General features: G+C 44.2%; 24 protein-coding genes. 1 reads left to right on the forward strand and 23 read right to left on the reverse strand.

The annotated features are described in order from the left end of the window. Positions 1 to 4: 4 nt before the first annotated feature. From BTO09_RS12575 to BTO09_RS12625, 11 genes are all read right to left on the reverse strand, one after another. Entirely contained in the window at positions 5 to 1,630 is a 1,626-nt protein-coding gene (locus tag BTO09_RS12575; protein WP_087525117.1) for a trehalose synthase, read from the reverse strand. After that, a complete protein-coding gene (locus BTO09_RS12580; RefSeq protein ID WP_087525118.1) occupies positions 1,630 to 3,567 on the reverse strand; it encodes an alpha-1,4-glucan--maltose-1-phosphate maltosyltransferase in 1,938 nt (645 codons plus the stop codon). The genes BTO09_RS12575 and BTO09_RS12580 overlap by 1 nt, the downstream gene beginning before the upstream one ends. Before the next feature lie 128 nt (positions 3,568 to 3,695). After that, positions 3,696 to 4,127, reverse strand: coding sequence for a DUF2147 domain-containing protein (locus BTO09_RS12585; RefSeq protein WP_157663509.1), 432 nt, complete (start codon positions 4,125 to 4,127; stop codon positions 3,696 to 3,698). A 46-nt stretch (positions 4,128 to 4,173) separates the two neighbouring features. Then, on the reverse strand, positions 4,174 to 4,872 hold the full coding sequence (locus BTO09_RS12590) for a hypothetical protein (RefSeq protein WP_087525120.1): 699 nt from the start codon (positions 4,870 to 4,872) through the stop codon (positions 4,174 to 4,176). Then, entirely contained in the window at positions 4,869 to 5,642 is a 774-nt protein-coding gene (locus BTO09_RS12595) for an SOS response-associated peptidase (protein WP_087525121.1), read from the reverse strand. Before BTO09_RS12595 ends, BTO09_RS12590 begins: the two co-directional genes overlap by 4 nt. Next, a complete protein-coding gene (locus BTO09_RS12600) occupies positions 5,642 to 6,100 on the reverse strand; it encodes a hypothetical protein (RefSeq protein WP_087525122.1) in 459 nt (152 codons plus the stop codon). Before BTO09_RS12600 ends, BTO09_RS12595 begins: the two co-directional genes overlap by 1 nt. Before the next feature lie 2 nt (positions 6,101 to 6,102). Further along, positions 6,103 to 6,648, reverse strand: coding sequence for a CIA30 family protein (locus BTO09_RS12605; protein WP_087525123.1), 546 nt, complete (start codon positions 6,646 to 6,648; stop codon positions 6,103 to 6,105). 61 nt (positions 6,649 to 6,709) lie between these two features. Further along, the gene (locus BTO09_RS12610; protein ID WP_087525124.1) at positions 6,710 to 8,437 is read right to left on the reverse strand and encodes a T9SS type B sorting domain-containing protein; all 1,728 of its coding nucleotides are present in this window, start codon (positions 8,435 to 8,437) and stop codon (positions 6,710 to 6,712) included. A gap of 19 nt (positions 8,438 to 8,456) precedes the next feature. Next, positions 8,457 to 8,861 carry a hypothetical protein gene (locus BTO09_RS12615; protein WP_157663510.1) on the reverse strand — a complete coding sequence of 135 codons (405 nt, stop codon included), beginning with the start codon at positions 8,859 to 8,861 and terminating at the stop codon, positions 8,457 to 8,459. Positions 8,862 to 8,985: 124 nt separating this feature from the next. Continuing rightward, positions 8,986 to 9,636 (reverse strand): chloramphenicol acetyltransferase, encoded by a 651-nt coding sequence (locus tag BTO09_RS12620; RefSeq protein WP_157663511.1) that lies wholly within the window; start codon positions 9,634 to 9,636, stop codon positions 8,986 to 8,988. A gap of 38 nt (positions 9,637 to 9,674) precedes the next feature. After that, positions 9,675 to 10,568 carry an AraC family transcriptional regulator gene (locus BTO09_RS12625; protein WP_369826880.1) on the reverse strand — a complete coding sequence of 298 codons (894 nt, stop codon included), beginning with the start codon at positions 10,566 to 10,568 and terminating at the stop codon, positions 9,675 to 9,677. Between the two features lie 328 nt (positions 10,569 to 10,896). Here BTO09_RS12625 and BTO09_RS12630 point away from each other — a divergent pair, with 328 nt between their 5' ends. Continuing rightward, complete coding sequence (locus tag BTO09_RS12630; RefSeq protein WP_157663512.1) at positions 10,897 to 11,223, forward strand: DUF3244 domain-containing protein; 327 nt, start codon at positions 10,897 to 10,899, stop codon at positions 11,221 to 11,223. Positions 11,224 to 11,293: 70 nt separating this feature from the next. Here the strand turns inward: BTO09_RS12630 and BTO09_RS12635 are convergent, their stop codons facing one another. The 12 genes from BTO09_RS12635 to modB form a co-directional block, all read right to left on the reverse strand. Next, positions 11,294 to 11,710 carry a VOC family protein gene (locus tag BTO09_RS12635; protein ID WP_087525129.1) on the reverse strand — a complete coding sequence of 139 codons (417 nt, stop codon included), beginning with the start codon at positions 11,708 to 11,710 and terminating at the stop codon, positions 11,294 to 11,296. Further along, positions 11,710 to 13,233, reverse strand: a complete 1,524-nt coding sequence (locus tag BTO09_RS12640) for a M20/M25/M40 family metallo-hydrolase (RefSeq protein WP_087525130.1) — start codon at positions 13,231 to 13,233, stop codon at positions 11,710 to 11,712. Before BTO09_RS12640 ends, BTO09_RS12635 begins: the two co-directional genes overlap by 1 nt. Position 13,234: 1 nt before the next feature. Next, on the reverse strand, positions 13,235 to 15,667 hold the full coding sequence (locus BTO09_RS12645) for a glycogen debranching protein (protein ID WP_087525131.1): 2,433 nt from the start codon (positions 15,665 to 15,667) through the stop codon (positions 13,235 to 13,237). Positions 15,668 to 15,761: 94 nt separating this feature from the next. Then, positions 15,762 to 16,565, reverse strand: coding sequence for a hypothetical protein (locus BTO09_RS12650; RefSeq protein WP_087525132.1), 804 nt, complete (start codon positions 16,563 to 16,565; stop codon positions 15,762 to 15,764). A gap of 56 nt (positions 16,566 to 16,621) precedes the next feature. After that, positions 16,622 to 17,248, reverse strand: a complete 627-nt coding sequence (locus tag BTO09_RS12655) for a hypothetical protein (RefSeq protein WP_087525133.1) — start codon at positions 17,246 to 17,248, stop codon at positions 16,622 to 16,624. 85 nt (positions 17,249 to 17,333) lie between these two features. After that, positions 17,334 to 17,849: a GNAT family N-acetyltransferase gene (locus BTO09_RS12660; protein WP_087525134.1), complete on the reverse strand. Its 516-nt coding sequence runs from the start codon at positions 17,847 to 17,849 to the stop codon at positions 17,334 to 17,336. Between the two features lie 2 nt (positions 17,850 to 17,851). Beyond that, positions 17,852 to 18,631: a prolyl oligopeptidase family serine peptidase gene (locus BTO09_RS12665; RefSeq protein ID WP_087525135.1), complete on the reverse strand. Its 780-nt coding sequence runs from the start codon at positions 18,629 to 18,631 to the stop codon at positions 17,852 to 17,854. Continuing rightward, entirely contained in the window at positions 18,628 to 19,086 is a 459-nt protein-coding gene (locus tag BTO09_RS12670) for a hypothetical protein (protein ID WP_087525136.1), read from the reverse strand. Before BTO09_RS12670 ends, BTO09_RS12665 begins: the two co-directional genes overlap by 4 nt. A 1-nt stretch (position 19,087) precedes the next feature. Next, a complete protein-coding gene (locus tag BTO09_RS12675) occupies positions 19,088 to 19,579 on the reverse strand; it encodes a GTP cyclohydrolase (RefSeq protein WP_087525137.1) in 492 nt (163 codons plus the stop codon). Next, positions 19,579 to 20,133, reverse strand: coding sequence for a cysteine hydrolase family protein (locus BTO09_RS12680; RefSeq protein ID WP_087525138.1), 555 nt, complete (start codon positions 20,131 to 20,133; stop codon positions 19,579 to 19,581). The genes BTO09_RS12675 and BTO09_RS12680 overlap by 1 nt, the downstream gene beginning before the upstream one ends. Next, positions 20,130 to 20,945 carry an ATP-binding cassette domain-containing protein gene (locus BTO09_RS12685; RefSeq protein WP_198356483.1) on the reverse strand — a complete coding sequence of 272 codons (816 nt, stop codon included), beginning with the start codon at positions 20,943 to 20,945 and terminating at the stop codon, positions 20,130 to 20,132. The genes BTO09_RS12680 and BTO09_RS12685 overlap by 4 nt, the downstream gene beginning before the upstream one ends. 44 nt (positions 20,946 to 20,989) lie before the next feature. Further along, on the reverse strand, positions 20,990 to 21,679 hold the full coding sequence (modB, locus tag BTO09_RS12690) for a molybdate ABC transporter permease subunit (RefSeq protein ID WP_087525140.1): 690 nt from the start codon (positions 21,677 to 21,679) through the stop codon (positions 20,990 to 20,992). Positions 21,680 to 21,681: the final 2 nt, after the last annotated feature.

Raw genomic sequence — 21,681 nt, forward strand, 5'->3', positions numbered from 1 at the left:
AATCTTAGTTTTCATTCATTATTGATGCGATCCCTTCTAGAGGAATCACCGCCCAGCGCGGACGCGCATTCATTTCGTAACCGAGTTCGTAAACCGCCTTTTCTAACATGGAGTATTTGAGCATAAAAACGCGTTCCTGCTCGTAACCAATGTTAATGTTGGCATTGCGAACTACATCCGTATAAGTGTTCAAAAAGACGCCGATCATATAACGGTAAAGCAATTCTCCGGCTGCGAACAGCTCTTTTTGCTCGTAAGGGAAATGCTCTCCTTCGTTAAAGATAGTAGCGTAAATGGCATAGTGGAAAGAGCGGAACAAACCGGCCACATCCTTAAGTGGGGGTTGTTTTACCTTTCTGTCGCGGATGGTGCTTTCTGGTTCTCCTTCGAAATCGAGGATATAAAAATCACCATTTTGAACAAGGATTTGCCCTAAGTGGTAATCTCCGTGGACGCGTAAACGCTCTCCTTTGAGTTTGGTCCAGTTGAAGGTTAAAAAACGCTTTCTGATCTCGTTCTTCTGTTCCAAGAAGTCTTTTGCCAGATCCAAGGCCAAGCCATCTAACTTATGCAGGTTGTTCTCAAGTGTATTCAGTCGGTTTTGGAACTGATACAGCAAACGGTTCTTTAACCAAACCTCGTAATCTCCATTAAAGCGTTCCGGGGCAAAGGCCGTTTCTTCGAACTCAGAGCCCAGTGCAATATGCATCTCTGCAGTGCGCTTGGCCAACTGTTGTAATTCCAAGAACAAACTGAGTCCAGCCCAGTCGATGATCTGTGGCGGCACGTCGGCTATGGTCAACCGGGCAAACAACTCGGTGCGCGGCAGTTGGTTTATCTTTATGTTTTTATGTTCCAGATTCTCAAAGACGCCTTTGAGTTTATCCAGCATATATTCCCAAGCGTCGCCTTGGTTGGGAACCAAGCCTTGCATCAGGGCTATGGTGATGATTAGGTTGTCCGAGTCAATGATGTTGATACTTCCCTGATAACTCGGTGTATTCTTGAAACCTTTTTTGTCAGACAAGAAGCGAGACATCTCGTAGTCCGGATTCTTATTGGCGTAGATCCTGCGGAAGAATTTGATCACCAAGCGTTCGTTGATGATTATCGAAGTGTTGGATTGCTCCATTCCCATAAAACGAGAAGACTCGTATTGGGTCTCTACAAAAGATTCACCACGATGGTATTTTACGCGCTCTTCCGACCCTTTCTGGGCGTGTAGAATTCGTTCGAAGACCAATTTTCTAAAGGCTTCGAGGTTTACAGCGTCTATAAGAAAGCCTTCTTGTCCTTGAATGCTCAAGTTCATGATCCGATCTTCTTTAGCGAAGTTCTCATCGGTCACAAAAGCGATCGGTAAAAAATAATGCTGATAGAAAGCCTCTTCGAAATTGATCTCCAAGATCAGTCCGTAATAGACCTCTTCGTTTTGTTCAATTCGGAAGTATTCCGTCAGGTCGATATATTTGAGCTTACTAGACTTTCCACCATACCAACGCTGCTGTACGATATACCGTTCCAATACTTCGGATAGGAACATCTTTACAAAGCCTGGGTCGTCCATAAGGGCTTCCCAAGCAACATTGAAGTTGGTTGTGCTCTTTACAGTCGATTTAGCCTTGGCCATTACTTTTTGATTTTAAACAAATGAAAAGGTAGTGCAGGATGCAGCTCTACAAAATTCCAGCGCTTGTTCCAGATATAGCTGCTCTCTGTAATGAGGTCGTGTACGGTGATGGAATGCCCTTCTGCCACGCCCATTTCTTCTAGTGGAAGTTCTATCCAACCGCTTTGTGGGTAATAAGGATCTAGATTCGCCACCATCAGGGTTTCATCTTGCCCATTTGCATCACTCTTATAGTAGGTCAGGAGTTGCTCGTTCTCTACACTTAAGAATTTGATGTTGTTGGTCTGTTGTAGCGAGGCGTGTTGGTGTCTGATGTGATTGATCTTGCTGATCAAGGTGGTCAGTTTGTTTTCTGCATCCCAATTCCAGTGGCGTAATTGGTACTTTTCAGAATCCCAGTATTCTTCTTTCCCAGGGACCGCATCGCTCACCATAAATTCATAAACCGGTCCGTAAAGCCCGGTATTAGAGCTTAGGGTAGCGGCTAGGAAATAACGGCTCAAGTGTATGGCCTCGTTACCACCTTGTAAGGCCCATGGGTTGATATCTGGAGTGTTAGGCCAGAAATTTGGTCTAAAGAAGTATTTCTGATCGGTCTTGGTCAACTCTTCCACATACTCGATCAGCTCTTGCTTGTTGTTACGCCAGGTAAAGTACGTATAGGATTGGCTAAAGCCTTGCTTGGCCAGTTGATGCATCACGGCTGGGCGTGTAAATGCTTCGGATAGGAACAATACATCTGGGTATTTCTTCTTGACCTCTGCCATTAGCCATCCCCAGAAATAAAAAGGCTTGGTATGCGGATTATCCACTCTAAAGATGCGGATCCCGAATTCTTCTACCCAATACATGGCGCAGTCGAGCATTTCTTGCCAAAGGTTCTTCCAATCCTTGCTTTCAAAATGGATAGGGAGTATGTCTTGATATTTCTTCGGAGGGTTCTCCGCGTATTGCACCGTACCGTCTGGACGCCATTTGAACCACTCTGGGTTTGATTTCACCCAAGGATGATCTGGAGCGGCCTGTAAGGCAAAATCCATGGCTATTTCTATGCCTAGTTCTTTGGCTTTGTCCACCAAAGACTTGAAATCGGCTTCATTGCCCAAGTCTGGGTGTAAACTTTTGTGTCCGCCTTCTTCAGCCCCAATACCCCAAGGAGATCCTACATCCCCATCTTGAGCCTCGGTGCTGTTGTTCTTTCCTTTTCGGTTTATGCGTCCTATTGGGTGAACAGGAGGGAAGTACAAAACGTCAAAGCCCATTTTTGCTACGCGTGGCAAAAGGGCCTCACAGTCTTTAAATGTTCCATGTTGTCCAGCTACTTTAGAGGCAGATCTCGGGAAGAACTCATACCAGGTACTAAAGCGGGCTTTCTCGCGGTCTGCATAAGCCTCGAGAGAGGCAGACTCATTTACCAAACTCTTGAGTGGATATTTAAAAAGCAGTTCGTGAAGCTTTTGAGAAACGGCCTCTTGAACTGCTTTTTCATATTGTCCAGCATCTTTGAAGGCTGCAATGAGTTCGTTTAAGTATTTCTTTTCGGAGGCATTGGCTTGTTTGGCAACTTCAGTCAGATACTCGGCACCCTCAAGTAGTTCAGAGTTCACGTGCTGCTTATCATCGATCTTGCGTTCTATGCCGTGCTGCCAGTTTAAAGCGTGATCTACCCAGGCTTCAATTTTGTACTGATATGCTCCTTGTTTGTCCGTTGCAAAGCCAGCCGCCCACTGATCATTACCGGTAGCCTGCATTCGGGTTTCACTCCATTTTTTTTCGGATTGATGCTTGTAGCGTAGCGAAGCGGCGATAACATCGTGCCCATCGCCAACTACAGTTGCAGTTACCGGAATGTACTCGCCAACGATGCTCTTAATGGCATGGGCTCCGCCTTCTAACTGCGGACGTACATTTTCAATAATTACGCGACTTTGATTCATTCGGACTAGTTTGCTGGTTTGGTTGGGCGTAAAGATAAACATTAGACACCTTAAATGGTAGCCCTAAGGCCCTAATTACCAGTAAAAATTATCGAAAACGTTTGCGCGCTCTAGCCCTTAATTGTGGCCTATTCTTCTATCTTTTCAAAGACTTCTGTCCGACCGAATAGTGAGATGCCGATATATCCTCTGGCTTTGAGATCGCCGTCTGGTTCTAACCACATTTTACAGGAATAGATGTTTCCATTCTGCGGATCGTAGATCTGTCCATCCACATATTTTCCGTCATCGTATGTAAAATCGGTCAAGAAAACTAGGCCCAGTAGGGATTGGTTGCGCTTTTTTGGATCTGGATTCAAGGTGTCTACTCCCGATCTTTCTGTCCAAACGGTCTTCCCGTAATACTTAGCTCCTTCTTTGTAGATTTCGATTTTAGCATTTTTAGTAGGGGTCCAATAACGTCCAAGTACGGCATCTGGACCTTTGCCAGAATTTTGAGCCGTTAAGACAACATGGGTTAGTAAGAAAAGTACAGTGAATAATAGCGATCTTCTTTTCATCTCTTTTAGCATTACAATACCTTAAGTCGGGTCTGTCTGTCCAAAATTACTGCGAGTCCGTTAGTGATTTGAATTCTCGGGTCTCGATTGCAGTCACCGTATCATTGGTCACCACCGCACGTCTAAGCCAACGGCCTTGTTCATCGCGTTCTTTGACGCTATAGGTACTCGGAAAACGTTTCCCATCCGCAGCGATATAAACATAACCGGTTTCCTCGCCATTTTTGTCAAAGCTATATTCGTAATTCCATTGAACCACGGCATTTGGCCCAGGTGCGCTACCGTCTATTCTAAGACCTCCGTCTTTCTCGTATTTTGAGAAACCGCGATACATTTCAACACCAGTATTGGCATCGTGCGCTCTATACCCGACACGACGCCCTTGGTCATCTAGGTCGTATTTGTAGGTCATTTTGAGTTCGCCATTTTCGTAATAGCGAGAACCTATTTTTTGCCCTTCTTCGTTAAGCAAAAACTGATCTTCCCAAGCCACCGTACCGTTTTGATTAAAGAATTTATTGGCCAATTCCTGGCCTTTGGCATTGTATTCTACAGATTGCATAGCGCGCAAGGCATCGGCCACCATAATTCCTGCTGAATCTCGAACAGAAAACCCTCTAATTATCGCAACTTCTGCCACGATCGTGTCTGGATCTACTTTTGGCTTCTCCTGCTGAGGTTCCTGTTTACAGGCAGTTAACAGTAAAATGCTGATAGATAAGAATAGTACAGTTCTTAGGTTCATAGGGTTAATTTTAATTCGTCGTAATGGACTTTCTCGGTGATCTCTGGTATGTTTCCCTGATAATTCTTGCCGCGTAATTTAGCCACCGGATGTGCCGCTAAATCTGATCCTGTCCATGGCCGAATAAGTGCAGCCAAGGCTTCTTTTTGTACTGGCTGATTAGCATCTGCATTTAACCACAGCTCTGCTTCGGCTTCATTTAAAAGCACAGGCATGCGAGCCTCCTTAGCCTTAGGATTATTATGGATCTTGGCCATCATGCTATTTGCCTTTGTCGTCACTAGACTAAAGGTGGTCCAAACCTCGCCACTGTCGCGGTCTGTCCATTCGCTCCATAAGCCGGCTACACACAAAGGACTTTCGTCATTTTGATAGATATAAAAGGGATAGGTCTCACCGTCTTGATGGTGATGTTCGTAAAAGCCATCCAAATAGACCAAGCAGCGTTTGCTTTTATAGGCATCTCTAAAGGAGGGTTTCTCTGCCAAGGTTTCTCCACGGGCGTTTATGGTGGAGTTCCAAAGTTTGTTCTTTAGTTCAGAATCTTTAACCCAATGGGGGATAAGGCCCCAATGAGCAATAATTGGTTTAAACGGCTCCACAGCGGTATAAATAAGAAGTTTAGGATGCGCAAATCCACTTTTATGATGTGCCGGTAGGTCGGTATATGGCGCTAGTTTCTGTTCGATCTCCAAAATAGCAGCAAGATCATTGTTGCGTTTGGCTCGCTTGAGTTGAGATTCCAGACTGGCTTTTATATCGTAACACATCAGAGACTAAAATCGTTGTTTCGCAAGGCTTGTACGGCCCGTTGATTGAGTTGAAAGTCCAACGAATTTACAAAAGATTCTACTCTCTGATCCTTAAAATAGGTTCTAATACTATCGTTAAAATGCACTAAAGCTTTATAATAATCGAGCAATCCTGAATTGGCAGCGTCATAACCGTTTTCAGTGCACCATTGCAGGTAATCGGCGCTTTCTTCTACGGCCTCTAATTCCTCCAAACAGCAAGCAATATGTAAAAGTGTATTGTTTATCTGCAGGTCGCCATACTCGTCGTGATAGTGCAGTTCGATAGGTTTCGATCTGAAGCTAAAAGAGATCATATGGTGATCGGGCAGTAGTTTAGAGGGCGACCCTTTCGATATGATTTCAAGTTGATGTGCTTGGGAAAACTTCTTAAGGGCTCGTAATTCCGGATAGTTTGGATACTCCGACGCGTTCATAGTTAACTGAACTTGATAAAATCTACCTCTATACTGTAAATCCCTGCGCGTTTTTCATCGGAGATTATACCTAAACGAATGATCTTTTGTAAAACCTTTTTATCTATAGAATTACCGGTTTCTTTGCCAACGCGATACTCCTTAAAGGCATTTATATCTAGATTGATGATCTTCCACTGGCCATTTGTATTCGGTAATTTGGACTTGTAATTTGGACGATACCAAAGTCTGCTGTTGTTTAGACTGAGCGCAAAGTCCATACCGCTAGACCGATATTTAATGATCACTGTGCTGAATTTTGAGAGGTCCATGGCTTCAAACGGGCCTCTGGCGGAGGCAAAACCACCATTGTTCTCTAAAGAGACCTGTCCTTCAAAAACAAAACTGCTCGGGGTATAGCGTAACTTACCACTAGAAACTCCGCCCATGACATTATCATTGAGAGCGAACCATTCCTGATTGTTCCCAGTTGTTCCAAAGTCCAGTAATAAGGGTTGTGTTGCCCACATAGTAATTACGGCAATTAATACCGATGCTTTTGTAATCATTTTTACTCAAATTTACGGCTTTATTTGCCAAGTGCAGCGTCTTGATAAAAAGATAACCTACTTAACGCACTAAAGAAAAGAATCCTCTAAAAACTTGATTGTCAAAAGTTTCTGCACGATACCAATAACCGGCTGCAGGGAGTGGGTTTCCCCGGTATTGCCCGTTCCAACCGTTTCCATTTGGATTTATTCGAGCCAGGAGTTTACCGTATCGGTCATAAATATAAATGTCCTTTAAAGGCAAAGGGTCTAGGCGAGGTGGTACATAGTTCCAAAGATCATTTACACCATCTCCATTGGGTGAGAAATAAGGAGGAAAACCAGTAGGGGGAAACAACAATCTAAAAGGACGCTGCACTATACCACAGCCGTTTCGATCTCTAATATAGAGCACATAATTACCCTCTGTGAGTCCATTGAACTCTGGACTGTCTTGATAAGGCCCGTCTATAGCCAGGGCATACTCGTATTCTCCAATACCAGAAACCACAACCTCCACATTAAAAACCTCTCCGAACTGACGGATAAAAAAATCATCGATCTGCGCTTCTTGAGAGGCCACTACCGTGAATTCTGAGGAGCTGGTACACTCTAAAACGGAACCTTGACCATCGTCGGTAAGTACATAGGCCTCATAAACATAAGTCCCCGTCTCTTCTAGTGCTACGGTAGCTTCTTCGGAGATTACCAAAAGATCTCCAGAATCTGTAACGCGATACCAGCGGTAGCCATCTGCGGGGTCTGTGGCCGTGATAACTCTTGGGGTTTGTCCAAGACAAATCCCAACGATATCTGGAAAACTGATCTCTGGATTTAAAACAACCAGTTCGCCGGTATCTTCGTCAAAGAAAGGACCACAGCCCAAAATTGTAGAAAAGGACTCTTGCGGGCAATCTACAGCTTGTCCGGCATCGTTAAAAGGAACTATTCTAACAAAGTAGGTATTGTTGGGTTCAAAGTTAAATACAAAGGTGGAGGTGTCTGTAAATATTGCGCCATCTACCACATCGTTTTCAAAAGGCGAACGCCCAATGTAGAGTAAATAACCAGTGGCACCAGGAACAGGTTCCCATTCCAATAAAGGCGAAAGGGCTACATTGAACTGTCCATCAACCGGATTGATAAGCATAGTACAGCCGGGAGGATCTCCTAGATCTCCAGTAATAAAAGATTCTTCGATACAAGAACTCGCAATGCCATTTTCATTATAGGGCACTATTTGCACAAAGATCTCTGTCGCTGCCGGAAAGTCTGCAGGAGGGTTGTAAGACAGTACGTTCCCTACATCTAAATTAAGGGCAATATCACCCAAGCCCGGGGCAGTTCCTATCGTTAAGCGATAACCCGTGGCCCTGGGGGCGTAATTCCAACTCAGATTAGCGCCCACGTTAACGCCTGTACTGCCGTTGACAGGTGCGTTGAGTTGGGTACAGGTTGGGGGATTGACCTCGTTTCTAGTGGTAAATGATATAGGCTCACAAATAATATCTGGCTGATCAAAAAAGAATAAGGTAATGGTCACATAAATGGTTGTGGATTCTGGTAAGCCTAATGGCGGATTGTAGGTAGTTACAGAACCTACAGGTTGGTTCGCTACAATTTCACCTCCGCCAGGGGTTGTTCCCAGAGAAATAATGTAACCGGTCACTCCGACGACTTCTTCCCAAGTGATTGGACTGTCTACAGCAACATTTGTCGCTCCTGCGGCAGGTGCTATCAGGTTAGGACAATCTTGCGTAAAGCCTGTCAGGCTTGTCAGTAAGAATCCTATGACCAATAATAAACGCATACAGAATAGGAAAAAGCTCTTAGTCTTTACATTGTTGCCCTAAAAAGGTAACGATCTCATCGGGTTTCTCTAGAGTCCCTCTATAGTTCACGCAGTTGCCGTCCATACTCAAGAATTCTATAAGAACGCCGTTGTTGCGATTGATCATTTGCTGTACATCATCTAATGGCCCTTTAGATTCGTCGAACCAAATTCTGTAAGAGCATTCGTCGATCCATTTGATCACACCGTATTTAGGTTTTACAGCTTCTTCAGAAAGCAATCCTTTTGGAGCACTGGCAACAGTCTCCACCAAGGATTCCCCTTGACGTGTGATCTTGTAAGAAACGGGCAGCTCATCTGTAGGTGGAATGTAAAAACTTCCTTCTTTAAAATCAGCACAGAAGGCATCTTGAGCTTGCATAGATCCGAAGATCAAAAACATCAAACCCAATAATACACAGGTGTATTTTCCCGTGACTCCCCCAAGGCTGCTTTTAAAAATCAATTGTAGTGTCGCAATTTTTGACTAAGATAGACAAAAAAGCCACAATCCTCTAGTAGTAAAACTATCGGCTTTGATCTAAAAAGGCTTGTAATTTTTCTAAAAATTGCCCTACGTGATATCCATCCATAAGACCGTGGTGCACGTGCACTGCACAAGGCATTCTCATTTGGTCTGCTTCGGTGACCAATTTGCCAAAACTCACTTTAGGACAACTGTCTGGAAAACTGAATGATCTGGCGTGAGAAAGACTGCTAAAATCGATCCATGGTAAAACGGAATAGTGGACAGAATCCAAACGCTTAGTGTCTTCGGTAATTCCCAAACCGGCTCTATTAAGCGCTGCTTTACGTTCGGGTTCGGCAAGCTTAAGAAAGCTTTCAAAGTCTTTGGCAAAAGGCATATAAGTGAACACAAAGCTCTTGTCTGGTCTTAATTGAACCGCATTCAAGTGAATAGTTTCGAAAACTACCGGTTTACTATCTACGATTCTATAGCGAAAGGAATCTACCTCATTACTGGCCCAAGCGGCAGCGTAGAGATAATACATGGAAAGAGAATAAGCTTTGGCCTTACAATATTGATACGCTTTTCGCATATCCAGTTGCACCGTGAGCCCAAAGAATGGCTCCTCCATGGCACTGAAGAACTCGAAATGTTCTTTACGCGGCCATTTCTCTAGATCGAGTGCGCTGTATTTTGCCGATTCGCTCATAGGAACAAAAGTCGACATTTCAGGCCACTAAGACAAGTCTATTCCAGGACCTTTTGAATCTCGTTTCGGTACTGAGACGGACTTTTTCCGCTGAACTTTTTAAACAGTTTATTAAAGTGGGAGAAGTTGTTAAATCCGCTATCGTAACAGATATCTGTGATACCCATAGGTTCTTCTGCCAATAGCCTAGAGGCGTGAACCAAGCGGTGCTCGTTTACAAACTGCGTAAAGGTCTTGCCGGTCTTCTTTTTAAAGAAACGACTAAAGGCCTGCTCTGTCATACTTACCATATTGGCTGCTTCTGCCAAAGGGATATGACGGGTGTATTCTCGGTTCACAAAGTCGTATAAGAGTTCTAAACGGTTATTGTCTTGAGGTTTTGCCTCTATGATCACAGAATCTATATTTAGGAGTTTGTACTCATCGCTCAACGAGAGTTGCTCCAAAATGTTCAACAAGCCAGTGAGTCGGTTAAGTGGTGTCATCTGCGTTAAGGCAGACATCTGTTTCCCTATAACCTCTTTGGTCTCGCCGTAGAACACTATCCCTTGCTTTCCGCGTTTGAATAGTTTTTTGATCTGATTCATTTCTGGCTTTTCAAAGAATTCAGGGCCTAAAAAGTCTTCTTTGAATTGAATCACCACTTCTTCACTGTTTCCAGTTAAACGGTCAGTAAAGCCGAAGTGGGGGACATTGCTTCCAATTAATATCAGATCGCCTTCATTATAATAGGACAAGTGATTCCCAATATGGCGTTTCCCAGAGCCTTGGTCCACGTAGACCAATTCTATCTCGGGATGAAAATGCCAGGCGGCGCGGTCCTGTTTGCGCTGATCGGCAAAATTGGTCACGCTAAAAGAACTGCCCAGGGCGGGGGCAATGGCTTCAAGTAGGGGTTGTTTGCTCACTTTCATGGTCGTGTCTTTATTCACACTAATAAGTTGGCATAAATCGTACCAAACCAACTATGCAAATTTAGCTAAAACATATGCTATTTTAACCCAATATTAATGCATTACCATCTACAAGGTTAAAAATACACAGATAATGGGTATTTCCGTGGTAGTACAGCTGCTCATTATGTAAGACATTTGTAATGTTCAATTCTTAAAACTACTTAGTTGTGAAATGAGCACAAACAAATTTAATTAGTAGCATATTTTCTCTACAATTAAATTTTTTGCGCGAAAGTGAAACGGTTGATCTATGCAAACAATTTTTATTTGCTTGATTAACACAGAAATAAAAATTTTTAAAGAGATGAAATTCAAGAATGTAATCGCAGCAGTAGCATTGACAGTTTCAATGGCTGCCACAGCAAACAACGAAAACCCTACAACGAATCCTGTTTCTATTCAAGAGGATGCCAATGTAGTACGCGTTTCTGTACTCAACACGACTCTAGACACCTTTAAGGTTTATGTATACAATAACAACGGAGAGCTTATTCATAAATCCTTTTTGGGTGATGCCGCTTCTATCGGACAACAATTTGACTTTAGCGACGCGCCAGCAGGCGAGTACACTTTCAAGCTAGTTGCCAAGAGCGGAAAGACCTACAGTTATTCGGTTAATGCCGGAGCCTAGTTAGTTTACCTGCACTTAGGTACTGTTTATTTGGTTGTAAAAAGGGTAGCGAAAGCTGCCCTTTTTTAGTTTATTGGCTGTAGAAATTGGAAGATGCAGCCTTTAGGGTTGTAAGTTCTACAGTATGTCCGTCTGGGTCTTCGGTATAGATAGATAAGAAGTGGTGGTGATCCTTCAGCGTATAAGACAAACCTAAATTCTCATAATGAGCACGGGCAGCATCAAAAGCAGTGTTACTTACGCGAAACGCAAAGTGCTCTATCTTAATATGCTGTGATTCTTGTGGGCACGGAGCATCGCTAAGATCCGCAGGAAAAATCGCTACTCCAGTCTGTCCGGCCAACATAAAGATCGGAAAAGCACCCCATTCTGGTACCTGTACACGTTTAAGCCCCAATACTTTGGCATACCATGCAATAGAAACTTCCATATCCCTTACATTAATGGCTACATGATCTAAATGCGCTATGTTGAACGGATGCGCCATTATTTTTCGAAAGGAGTTTCCAGTATGCTCAATATGACTTTGATCCCGTCGCGAATATTCCCAATTCGTATGTTCTCATTCGGATTGTGCTGATTGTTGTCCATATTGACTAAGGGCACAATAATAGCCGGTATTTTCAAGGCATTAACCGCGGGTATGATAGGCACAGTTCCGCCCATAGTTCGCAAGCGCACTGGAGGTTTGCCAAAACTAGCTGTAATTGCTTCCGAGAGTTGTAACCCGAATGGACTTTCCATGTCGGTTCTAAAAGCATTTACACCGGCATTGCCCTCAAAACTAACTATTTTGCTATAGGTTAATCGCTCTTCTCGGGTGGGCGCTCTTTCGATCAAGTAATACCCTTGGTTCTTAATATGAGCCTTTATCTTTTCAAGAGTAGTAGCTCCATCGGTTTCGGCCACCAATCGCACATCAAAGTGGGCTTTCGCCCATTCAGGTATAATGGTCTTTAAACCGGGACCTTTCCAGGAGGTTTCAATATGCCTGATGTTCAAGCTTGGGTACTGCATGGCGAGTTGATAAGTGGTCGCAACCTTTTCTGCCTCACTTAAGCCCAGCTTCTGAACAATTTCATTTTGATCGTCCGGCACGGCATTTAGTATGGCTTCTTCGGATGCGCTAAGGGCTATGCCGTCATAATAGCCCGCAATTAAAACCCGTCCGTCTGGAGCTTTCATGCTGGAAAGCAAATGACTCAAGGTAAAAACAGGGTTGGGAGCGACATTGCCGTAATGTCCGCTGTGCTGCGGCAATTCCGAACCATATGTGGTTAAACTAAACCGGGCAATACCTCGACAGCCAAAGGTCAAGGTCGGTTGATTACTGTTGTGGGCCGGGCCGTCTAGAATCAACATATAATCTGCGGCGTAGCGATCACTGTATTGCTCTAGGGTAGACAAAAAGGCCTCAGAGCCAGCTTCTTCTTGCAGGTCTAAGATCACTTTTAAATTGTGCTTGGGTTGCTGGCCAGAAGCTTTTAAAATATCCATGGCCGTGAGCAGCATACTTATGGGAGCTTTGTCATCTGCAGCAGCGCGACCAAAAATCCGCCAATCCATATCAATGGAGCCTTCTAGCTTTTCCCAAGGTAGTATATTCCAACTACCGTCTGGACTTTGTTCTTTGAGTACTGGAGTGAACGGGTCTGGCTGATCCCAATTAGCGGGATTAACCGCTTGTCCATCTAAATGCAAATAGTAGAGTAGGGTGGTCGCATTAGGGTCAACCTCATATGCTGCAAAAAATACCGGTAACCCATCCGATTTCAACAGTGATACCTTAAAACCGCGGGCTTTGAAATACTCCGTGGCTACACCCACGTTGACCATCATGTCATTGGTATTGGCAGCAATATTCGGATATCCTACAAAATCTTTGTGAGTGCGCAGGGTTTGCTTTAAGCTTTTATCTATAGCCTCATCCCAATTGGACTGGGCCTGAATATTCAGACTACATAAACCGAGTATAACAAACGCAAAAATCTTAAACTGGCTGTGGTTCATGCTATTTTTGGTTTAGTTTGAGTTCTAGTACTTTGCCTCTGGTGCTAAAACGGTCTGTATCACCTTCGGTCTCATTGGCTACTCCCTCGTTAAAGCTATAAATGATGGAATTGTCTAATGGCAGTTCTAAGCGAAGCTCCCACTGGTCTACTGTTTGGGTTACTCGAATTTGTTTTTCTCCGGATTCGGACTCCTCGAAATAAACCGAAATAGTATTGTCTGCCACTTTCACATTTTCCAAACTGGCATTGTTCCAACTAGAAGGCATTTGCGGCCTGATGTAAACGATCTTCTTATGAGCCATGGGTTGAATACCAAAGAATTGCTGCACAATAGGCACGCCATAGCCGTAAATGTTCCAAGCTTGCACGATCATCCCGTAATCTGGAGACACCTCGTACATAGAGCCTGGTAAGGCATAACTGAAACTGCGGGTCATCTTCTGCAAATAATTCAAAGCCTTATCTGGACGACCATAGTTGTTTTCTCCTACTATCTGAACCGCGGTAGGGAGAGTCATCACTGCTCCCGTATAGGAAAAGATCTCTGGCCCTTTAAAAGAACCGTCATCGCTACCGGCAGATTCATCTCGGTCTATCCCGGTCACGAACATACCAAAGGGATTGGCATAGTTAGCACCCGTATCTAAAGCTTTCAAGGCCTTATCAGGATCGGCGATCTTCATTTCCATAGGCGTATTCACTACCCAATTGTGATGCAGCACAAAAGGTCTGGGCGTGGCAGAAGGATTGGCTTTGATCTTTGCTCTTGTTGCTTTAAGCTCTTCTACAGCCCACGGCTTATCTAATGTATCGGCTCGAACAATAGCGTCTTCTATTAAGTGTAAGGCTTGCTGGTCTGTACCGATAAAGTCCGCAAAGGAATTGAATTCCTCGGACCAAAACTCCGCATTGATCTTGGCGGCAATTTTAGCTGCAGTTTCTCGGTATTGCTGCTCCAGTTCGGATTTTCCTAATACTTCTGCCATAGCTGCAGCATCGGCAAAGGCGCGTTGGGTATAGGCGGCAACATCTATCATCTCGCTATCCAGCCCGTGGATCTCCATCATCCCAAATCCGTCCGGAAACAAATTCCCGTCCTTATCTTGAGCTTCCATAAGCCATGACAGTCCTTTCTCAACAGTTGGAAAGTAGCGCTCTAAAAATGCTTTATCGCCGTTCCATTTGAATACTTCCCAGATCAGCGAGGCAAATTGCGGGGTTTCATTGATGTTTCCAGGATTGAACACCGCCCCATTGGTAGACATTTCGTGTATGATCTTGCCATTACCGTTCACGGCCTCAGAAACAGAATCTAATAGGGCTATGGTAGATTCCACAATATCGGTCTGCCCAATGGTCATATAGCCTTTAAGGGCGTATTCGCTGTCTACACCAAACCACCAAGGGTAGTCGGGTATTCCGGCGGTGATCCCGCGGCCAATGTGTGGTACATCGCGGATCAACCAGTCCGAATTGTATTTGAGCCATTCAAAGGCTTCTTCTATTTTCTTGTCAGGAATGTTTAGTTTACTTTGCTTCGCTAAGCTGGCTAAACGTGCTTTTTTAGCCTCGAGCATCTCTGGCCAATTTTCGCGTATGTCTTTATTTTCCGAATAGCTAATTGCTCTAGATTCATAACTACCGCTAATGACCACTTGAAATTTTTTGGACTCGCCTGCGGGAATAAGCATATTAAAGCTTTGCAAGGCAGTAATGCCGTTCCCCTTGTAGGGAGATTCAATGGTAGAGAAGTTGTTGGCATTTTCCGAATCGCGCATTATAGCCGCCAAGTTGGTACTTACTATACAGTGGTATTCCATCTCACTGTCACGAAAATAAAGATGCCCGTCTTTATTCATAGTTACTAGGTCCTTGCCGTCCTTCATGTCTGTGCGTTCGCCAAGCCATGTAGGCATCAGGTCCGAGTAGACGTGTAAATTCAAACCAAAGGATTTGTCTTCTGTACTCTTGTTTTCCAGGGTATACCAAACCACCATTCCTTGTTTTCTGTCTGGAGCGAACTGGGTTCGTGTTATGTGCAGATCGGTATTGGCCACATTGCCATAATCGTGTGAATTTCCCCAAGGATAGTTCGTAAACTTATCCGCTTTGTCCAGTATAATAAGATCTCGCTCGGTTTTAAGGCTTAGACCAAATCCATCGAGCAGTTTTATGGGATGATTCCAAACCCCACCCATCTCTCCGCTGATGTGCCAGCCCAATTCTGGAAAACTACCGTCTTGGTGTCCGACCATATAGACGCGGTCTCCCGCAGTGACGAAGGGAGAGTCCAGGTATTCGGCTTTGCCGTCTAGTGCAACTTCTTGGTATGTGTTGGCCTCTTCTGTTTGGCTTTCAGATGCTTCTTTACAGGCATTTAGTGTGAGTAGACTCCATCCGCAGAGTGTGAGCAGCAAGTTGGATTTATTCATGGAATTGAAAGTGTGTTGACCCCCAACAGGTCTGGTTTTTGAATCGAAACCCTAAGATAATTGGAAATGAGCGATCCGCAAAATGGAGTTGCCCTTACTTGATCTGCCAATGGATATGATCGTCATGTCTTACGGCGTGGCAGCCTTGAAATCGAACCTTAGTGGCTCCATTGGTCAAGCGGTGTTTTAAATGAGGTTCTAGGAAGATCTTATCGGTCTTTGGGTTGCTGCTGAGCAGTTCCAACAAGCGCTTATTTAGGTTGGTGTCGAATGTAAGTTGTTTGTTCGGCTTACCAAAAGTTAGCCAAGCGGTCTTGTCGTAGAAACGGTGACCACCGTTTAGACAAACCTCGGTTTGGTTGAATTCCCCCAATTCCGGGGATTCAAAAACGCCGTAGCCACTTCGTGACGGCTTTTTGGCAGTGATCCTTCCGAATTCATCCTTATAAAAGAAACTCAGATCTAACTTTTTGCCATCGGAATGGCTTAAGTGGGGCAGTAAGGGAAACTTATCGATAAAAGGAAAGTTGGCGTCCAGATACACCACAACAAGCTTGGGGTCGGTCTTTTGTAATTGGGAGGCAAGTTGCTCGAGCTCTTGCTTGAGTTCAGGTGTTGCGTAATGCCTGTTGCATAAGCGATATACATAGCTTTGGGCGCGGATGTGATCGGTCTGCGGTAATTCGACTCGTCCAAAATAGGCGGCCAAATAAGGAACTCCCCAAAGGGTTAAGACCAGATAAGCTCCGCAGAAAACAACAAGTCGTTTGAGAATACGTCTTTCACTAGGCCGATAGAATAGCAGCACAAGACCGTAGAGCAGACCTCCGATCTGTGTTAAGACGGTGAGTATGGCAATGATGGTTAGATGCGTTAGGAATTTAATCGCAGTCTTCATAGCCCTTTTAAAACGCTAAAAGGCTATTAAAAAGTATGGATGTAAGCGAAGTCTTACTAGTTGCAGTTCGTGCTGTAACTGTCTTCCGGATCAATTTCCCAATCGGCAGGAATATTGCTTTGCTGACTACTGCTCACCTGTACGCAGGTCAAGGGGTTGTTCACTGCGTTCAAAATAGTGAGTGCAGCATTGGAAGAAACATCTAAGGCGGTTAGCTGATTGCCAGGCACTACCAATTGCTGTAGTGCAAAATTGTTACTTACGTTAATACTTTCTAACGCATTGTCTATTAAACTGACCTTTTCCAGATCCGGTAGGGAAGTGATATTGATGCTACTAATCTGATTGAAATCGGCAAAAATGAATTTTAGTTTGCTGTTGGTGGCAATAGGCAAACTCTCCAATAAATTATCATTGATCCAAAGGTTTTCTAGGTTGACAAAATCTTCGATTCCACTGATATCGCTAATTCCCTGCTCATTGAGTACCAAGCTGGTCACGTTTTCTATATTGGCTGTTAGCACAAAGCCATCGACCTCATTGTCGAAATTCAAGGCTACCAAGGCGGCCTCAAAAGCCGGGTCAACAATAGCAGTCCTTGCTGGTTCTTCTTGTTGCCCGCCGCCGGAATTGTCATTATTCATCGGCATATCGTCATTGCTCTCGGAAGAGCATGAGAACATTACTATACAAGTCAATAGAAGGGATAAGTACTTTAAGCTGCGCATGGTCTGTTTTAACAATAAAACAACACAGCTGGCTAAATTCCTACTCGTTAAGGGTGATTTCGTAATAATCCAACCAAGCCGTATCGCCCGGTAATTGTACAGGTTTGACGAATTCTAAGCCCAATTTCTCAATAAGTCTAACAGATGCTTTATTCTCAGGTAATACAATGGCACTTACCTTATGAAGCTTTAAGTTGTTTTGGGCATGATCCATTAAAGCCAGAGCTGCTTCGCTGCCAAATCCTTTGCCTTCGTATTGCGGTAAAAAAGCAAACCCGATATCTACAACTGCTAAGCCTGGGCGGTTAAACAAGCCACAAGTCCCCATGGGCGCAGCAGTCTCTTTATTGTATACAACGCAATTTCCGTAAGCGTGCTCTTTGTAGTGGGAGAGCATTTTGTCCGCTATATATTTTTCTGCCACGGCTATACTACTAATGTTTCTATCGCCAATGTACCTGAGCCATTTAGGGCTGTTCTGTAATTCGTAAATAAAAGCCGCATCACTTAATTTGACAGGTTCGAGTCGGAGTCGTTCTGTTTCAATGACCGCCATAATTATTCCTTAGTTTGGGCAAAAAGCCAGTGTAGTAAATCTGGGTTCGCAAAGGTAGGAGTCCAGCTATCGTGATCTACCCCGGGATAAACGGTAAACTGAACATCGGCATCCAAACGTTTCAAGGCCTCCACCATTTGTTCTGAATATCGAATAGGAACCACTTGGTCTGCATCGCCATGAAAGATCCACCAAGGCAAACGATCCAGTTTCCCAGCTATGGCCGGATTGGCTCCACCACAAATTGCAAAGGCAGCGGCGAATAACTTAGGGTTACGCCTAACCAATTCAAATGTTCCCATAGCGCCCATAGATAAGCCCCCTATGTAGAGGCGGTCTGTATCTACAGGATAACTTTTTAATAGGGCTTTGATAAGGCCCTCTAAGAGGGTTTGCTCTAAACGGTAAGTGTTTCTTCTGGGAAAGTCTATGGTTACACCCTCTGGAGTTTGGTTGTAATCTCTATTGACCCAATAACCCTGAGCCGAACACTGTGGAAAAACGACTATGGCCGGAAACTTAGTCCGAATACTGTCCGAAGCAAAGAAGGCACCGCCGTGCTTGAGTTGGGAAGTATTGTCATTGCCGCGCTCTCCAGAACCGTGTAAGAAAACCAACATAGGGTAACTGATCTCAGGATTATAGTGTTTGGGCAACATGATCCGATAGGGGAGCTCCCCATTTTTCGAGATATAGGTCTCTTTTTTATAAAGTTCCAAGCCTTGCGCAAGACCTCCAAAGGAACTCAGCAATAGTAGTACAATTAGGCTTTTGATTCTCATCGGTAGGCTTTTCTAATCTTTAACAAGATAAAAAGAATTACCACTGCAAAAAGATTAATACCTACTTGTTTTGCCTGCCTTTTAGGGACTAGATCCCAAACAAAATCAGATACTCCTGCATTGAACTCCAATGCTCCGGGTTCCATTAGGTAGGTCAGACTAATCCCAATTCCTCCGGCGAAATAATAACTCCATCCCCAAGCTGTAAAAGTGAAAATCTGTAAAACTTGAATAAAGATCCCAAGTTCTGAAGCCCTTCTGTTCTCTTTGTTCAAGAACAAATAACCCACATAAAAGAACAGACTGAATAAAACTGTCTGAACACTCAGAGTAAACCAAAACCAACTGTCGTCTCCAGGGTGTCGCAATCGCAGAAAACTCACCAAGAGGCCAATTAGACCACCGACCATAAAGAAATAGGTCATAAAGGCTACTCTTTTGTCGCGTTGCTTCATTTTAGTTTTCGATTTTTATCCCTGCGGAGATGAGCGCCGCTCTTTTGTGTTCGTTGCTGCTATCTAGATTTACAGAAGCCATTTCAAAACTGGCCAAAACTTGAGCAGCAGCTGTAAAATCTCTGGCCTCGGCAGGATAGCCTGCGGCCCGGTAGGCTTCTGCTTGCTTCAAGCCCTGAGCCTTAAAGGCCTTACTTTTCATTAAAGCCAAGTGACCATTGCCTTTTCCCTCCTGATCTAAGAGTACAATGATACCCGCACCCTTGGCTGCTATTTGTTGCATGGCCAGATCCATCTGCTGTTGACAATCACACTCCAAAGAATTGAAATAGTGTCCGTAGATACAACTCGAATGTAAACGGCAATATACGGCATTGGCTCCTTTGAGATTACCCATATGGAGGCAAATGATCTCTTGCTGCTCATCGGCAAATAAGGTCTCCGTAAAAAGGCCGTAGCGTGTTTTTAAAGTGGTGTCGGCTAGTTTTTGCATCAGTTGTCTATTGAATCTAGAAATTCCTCTAAGGTCTGGATCAGTGCAAACTCTCCATCCAAACTCGCAATAGCCGTCTCGTGGATCAATTGGGCGTCATATCGTTTTCCGTTGCGATCTACTTTGTCAAAAGTTGCCGTCGCATCCTCGATCAAAGTGACCTCAAAACCTAAATTAGCTGCCATACGAACGCTGGTGGATACGCAGTGGTCTGTAGTTAAACCTGCCATGACAAGATCTTGCTGTTGCGTGGACTTGAGCACTTCTTCTAGCGGGGTGCCAATAAAGGCACTGTTAACGGTCTTGGTATAGACCGGTTCAGTTTCTAAAGGCTTTACTAACTCATTTAGGGCGTTCCCTGCGGCCTCGGGGCGCAGTGGAGACTTCGGATTGGTGGAGCAATGCTGAACGTGATACACTGGCCATGACTTAGCTCTGAAGTATTCTAAAAGCTCTTGTGCCCGTTGTTCCGCCTCGGGATTGTTCCTATTGCCTCCCCAGTATTCAATATCCTCGAAACCCTTTTGTATGTCTATCAGTACCAGTGCTTTCATTTTTTGCTTTCTAATAGTATTGCTGAATCAGTCGGTAAACCGACAGGCACCCAACTTCCAAGGGCATATTTGTCGTTTGTGTGGTCTGTTTTAATTTCGAACTGCTGTCCATTAGCAGAAACCATTAGACCAGTCGCAGTCTTAGCAATGACCTGTGCTAAGACGGTCACTTGTTTATCGGATCGATCAAGTCCGAAAACTACAGTTGGGGCCCCTGATTTGGTAATACTACCATTATCCAATACCCAAACATGAGCGGCCAGTTTACAGACCTCTGGAAGGTCATGACTCACTAAGATCACACTAAATCCGAAGCGACTGTGCAACTGCAATAAATGATCTTGAAATTCCAAGCGGAGTTTTTGATCTAAAGCGGTGAAGGGTTCATCGAGTAGCAGCAGCTGAGGTTCTTGAGCAAGGGCTCGGGCCAGTGCAGCGCGTTTGGCCTGACCTCCAGAGAGTACGTCTGGTTTTTGATCGGCTAAAGATTCCAACTCCGTTAATCGCAGTAATTCCGCTATGAGGGCATTGTTGGGGTTTTTGCCACTGGCATACTCTAGATTTTGCCTTATGCTCATGTTGGGAAACAAGGCGAGGTCTTGAAACAAGTAGCCTATATTTCGTTTCCCCGCCGACAGATTTACAGACTTCTCAGAATCGAACCATACTTCATTGTGGTTGGTAATTTTTCCAGAATCTGGACTCAGCAAGCCGCTAAGCATGCGTAAGGTCGAAGTTTTCCCAGCTCCAGATGGTCCAAAGAGCGCATTAAAACTGCCTTGCTCAAATTGAATGTCTACATCCAAGGGCATTACGCCATGTGAGCCTTTCAGAATTTTATGTAAACGAGCCTTTATCATTTGCCGAATCCTCCCCAATTTTTTGCTCCTCTGGTGTAGACCCAGAACAAGATCACAAAAGAGATCAGAAACAATACTAAAGAATATAGATGTGCTTGTCCAAAGTTCAATTTCTCAACTTCCTCATAGATCGCTATGGAGGCTACGCGCGTCTTCTCTGGAATTGCTCCACCTATCATTAGCACAACCCCAAACTCTCCCAAAGTGTGCGCAAAGGTCAGTACCAATCCACTCAATAAGGCAGGTTTCATATTGGGTAGTAAAACCTGTCGTAAAGTATCTAATCGGGAACGCCCCATGAGTTTTGATGCTTCTTTATACTGCGGAGGGAGACTTTTAAAGCCTGCCAAAACAGGATGAACCATAAAGGGTAATCCGTAGAGCATGGAGGCAATGACCAGTCCGCTAAAACTAAAGACCAATCTCAGCCCTAATACACTGTCTAACCATGCGCCAAAGGCATTGTTAGGACTAAAGGCTATTAAAAAATAGAAACCCAACACGGTGGGCGGAAGCACCAAGGGCATGCTAATGAGAACGGTAACAAATGGTTTTAATTTGGTTTTGGAATTGGCCAACCAATAGCCCACGGGAATTGCAACCAACAATAATAATATTGTGGTGAGGATTGCTAGTTTAAGAGTAAGTAATAATGGATCCCAGTTCACGCTATTCAAAGATAGCATTA

It is taken from the genome of Gilvibacter sp. SZ-19, from assembly GCF_002163875.1.
GTDB lineage: Bacteria > Bacteroidota > Bacteroidia > Flavobacteriales > Flavobacteriaceae > Gilvibacter.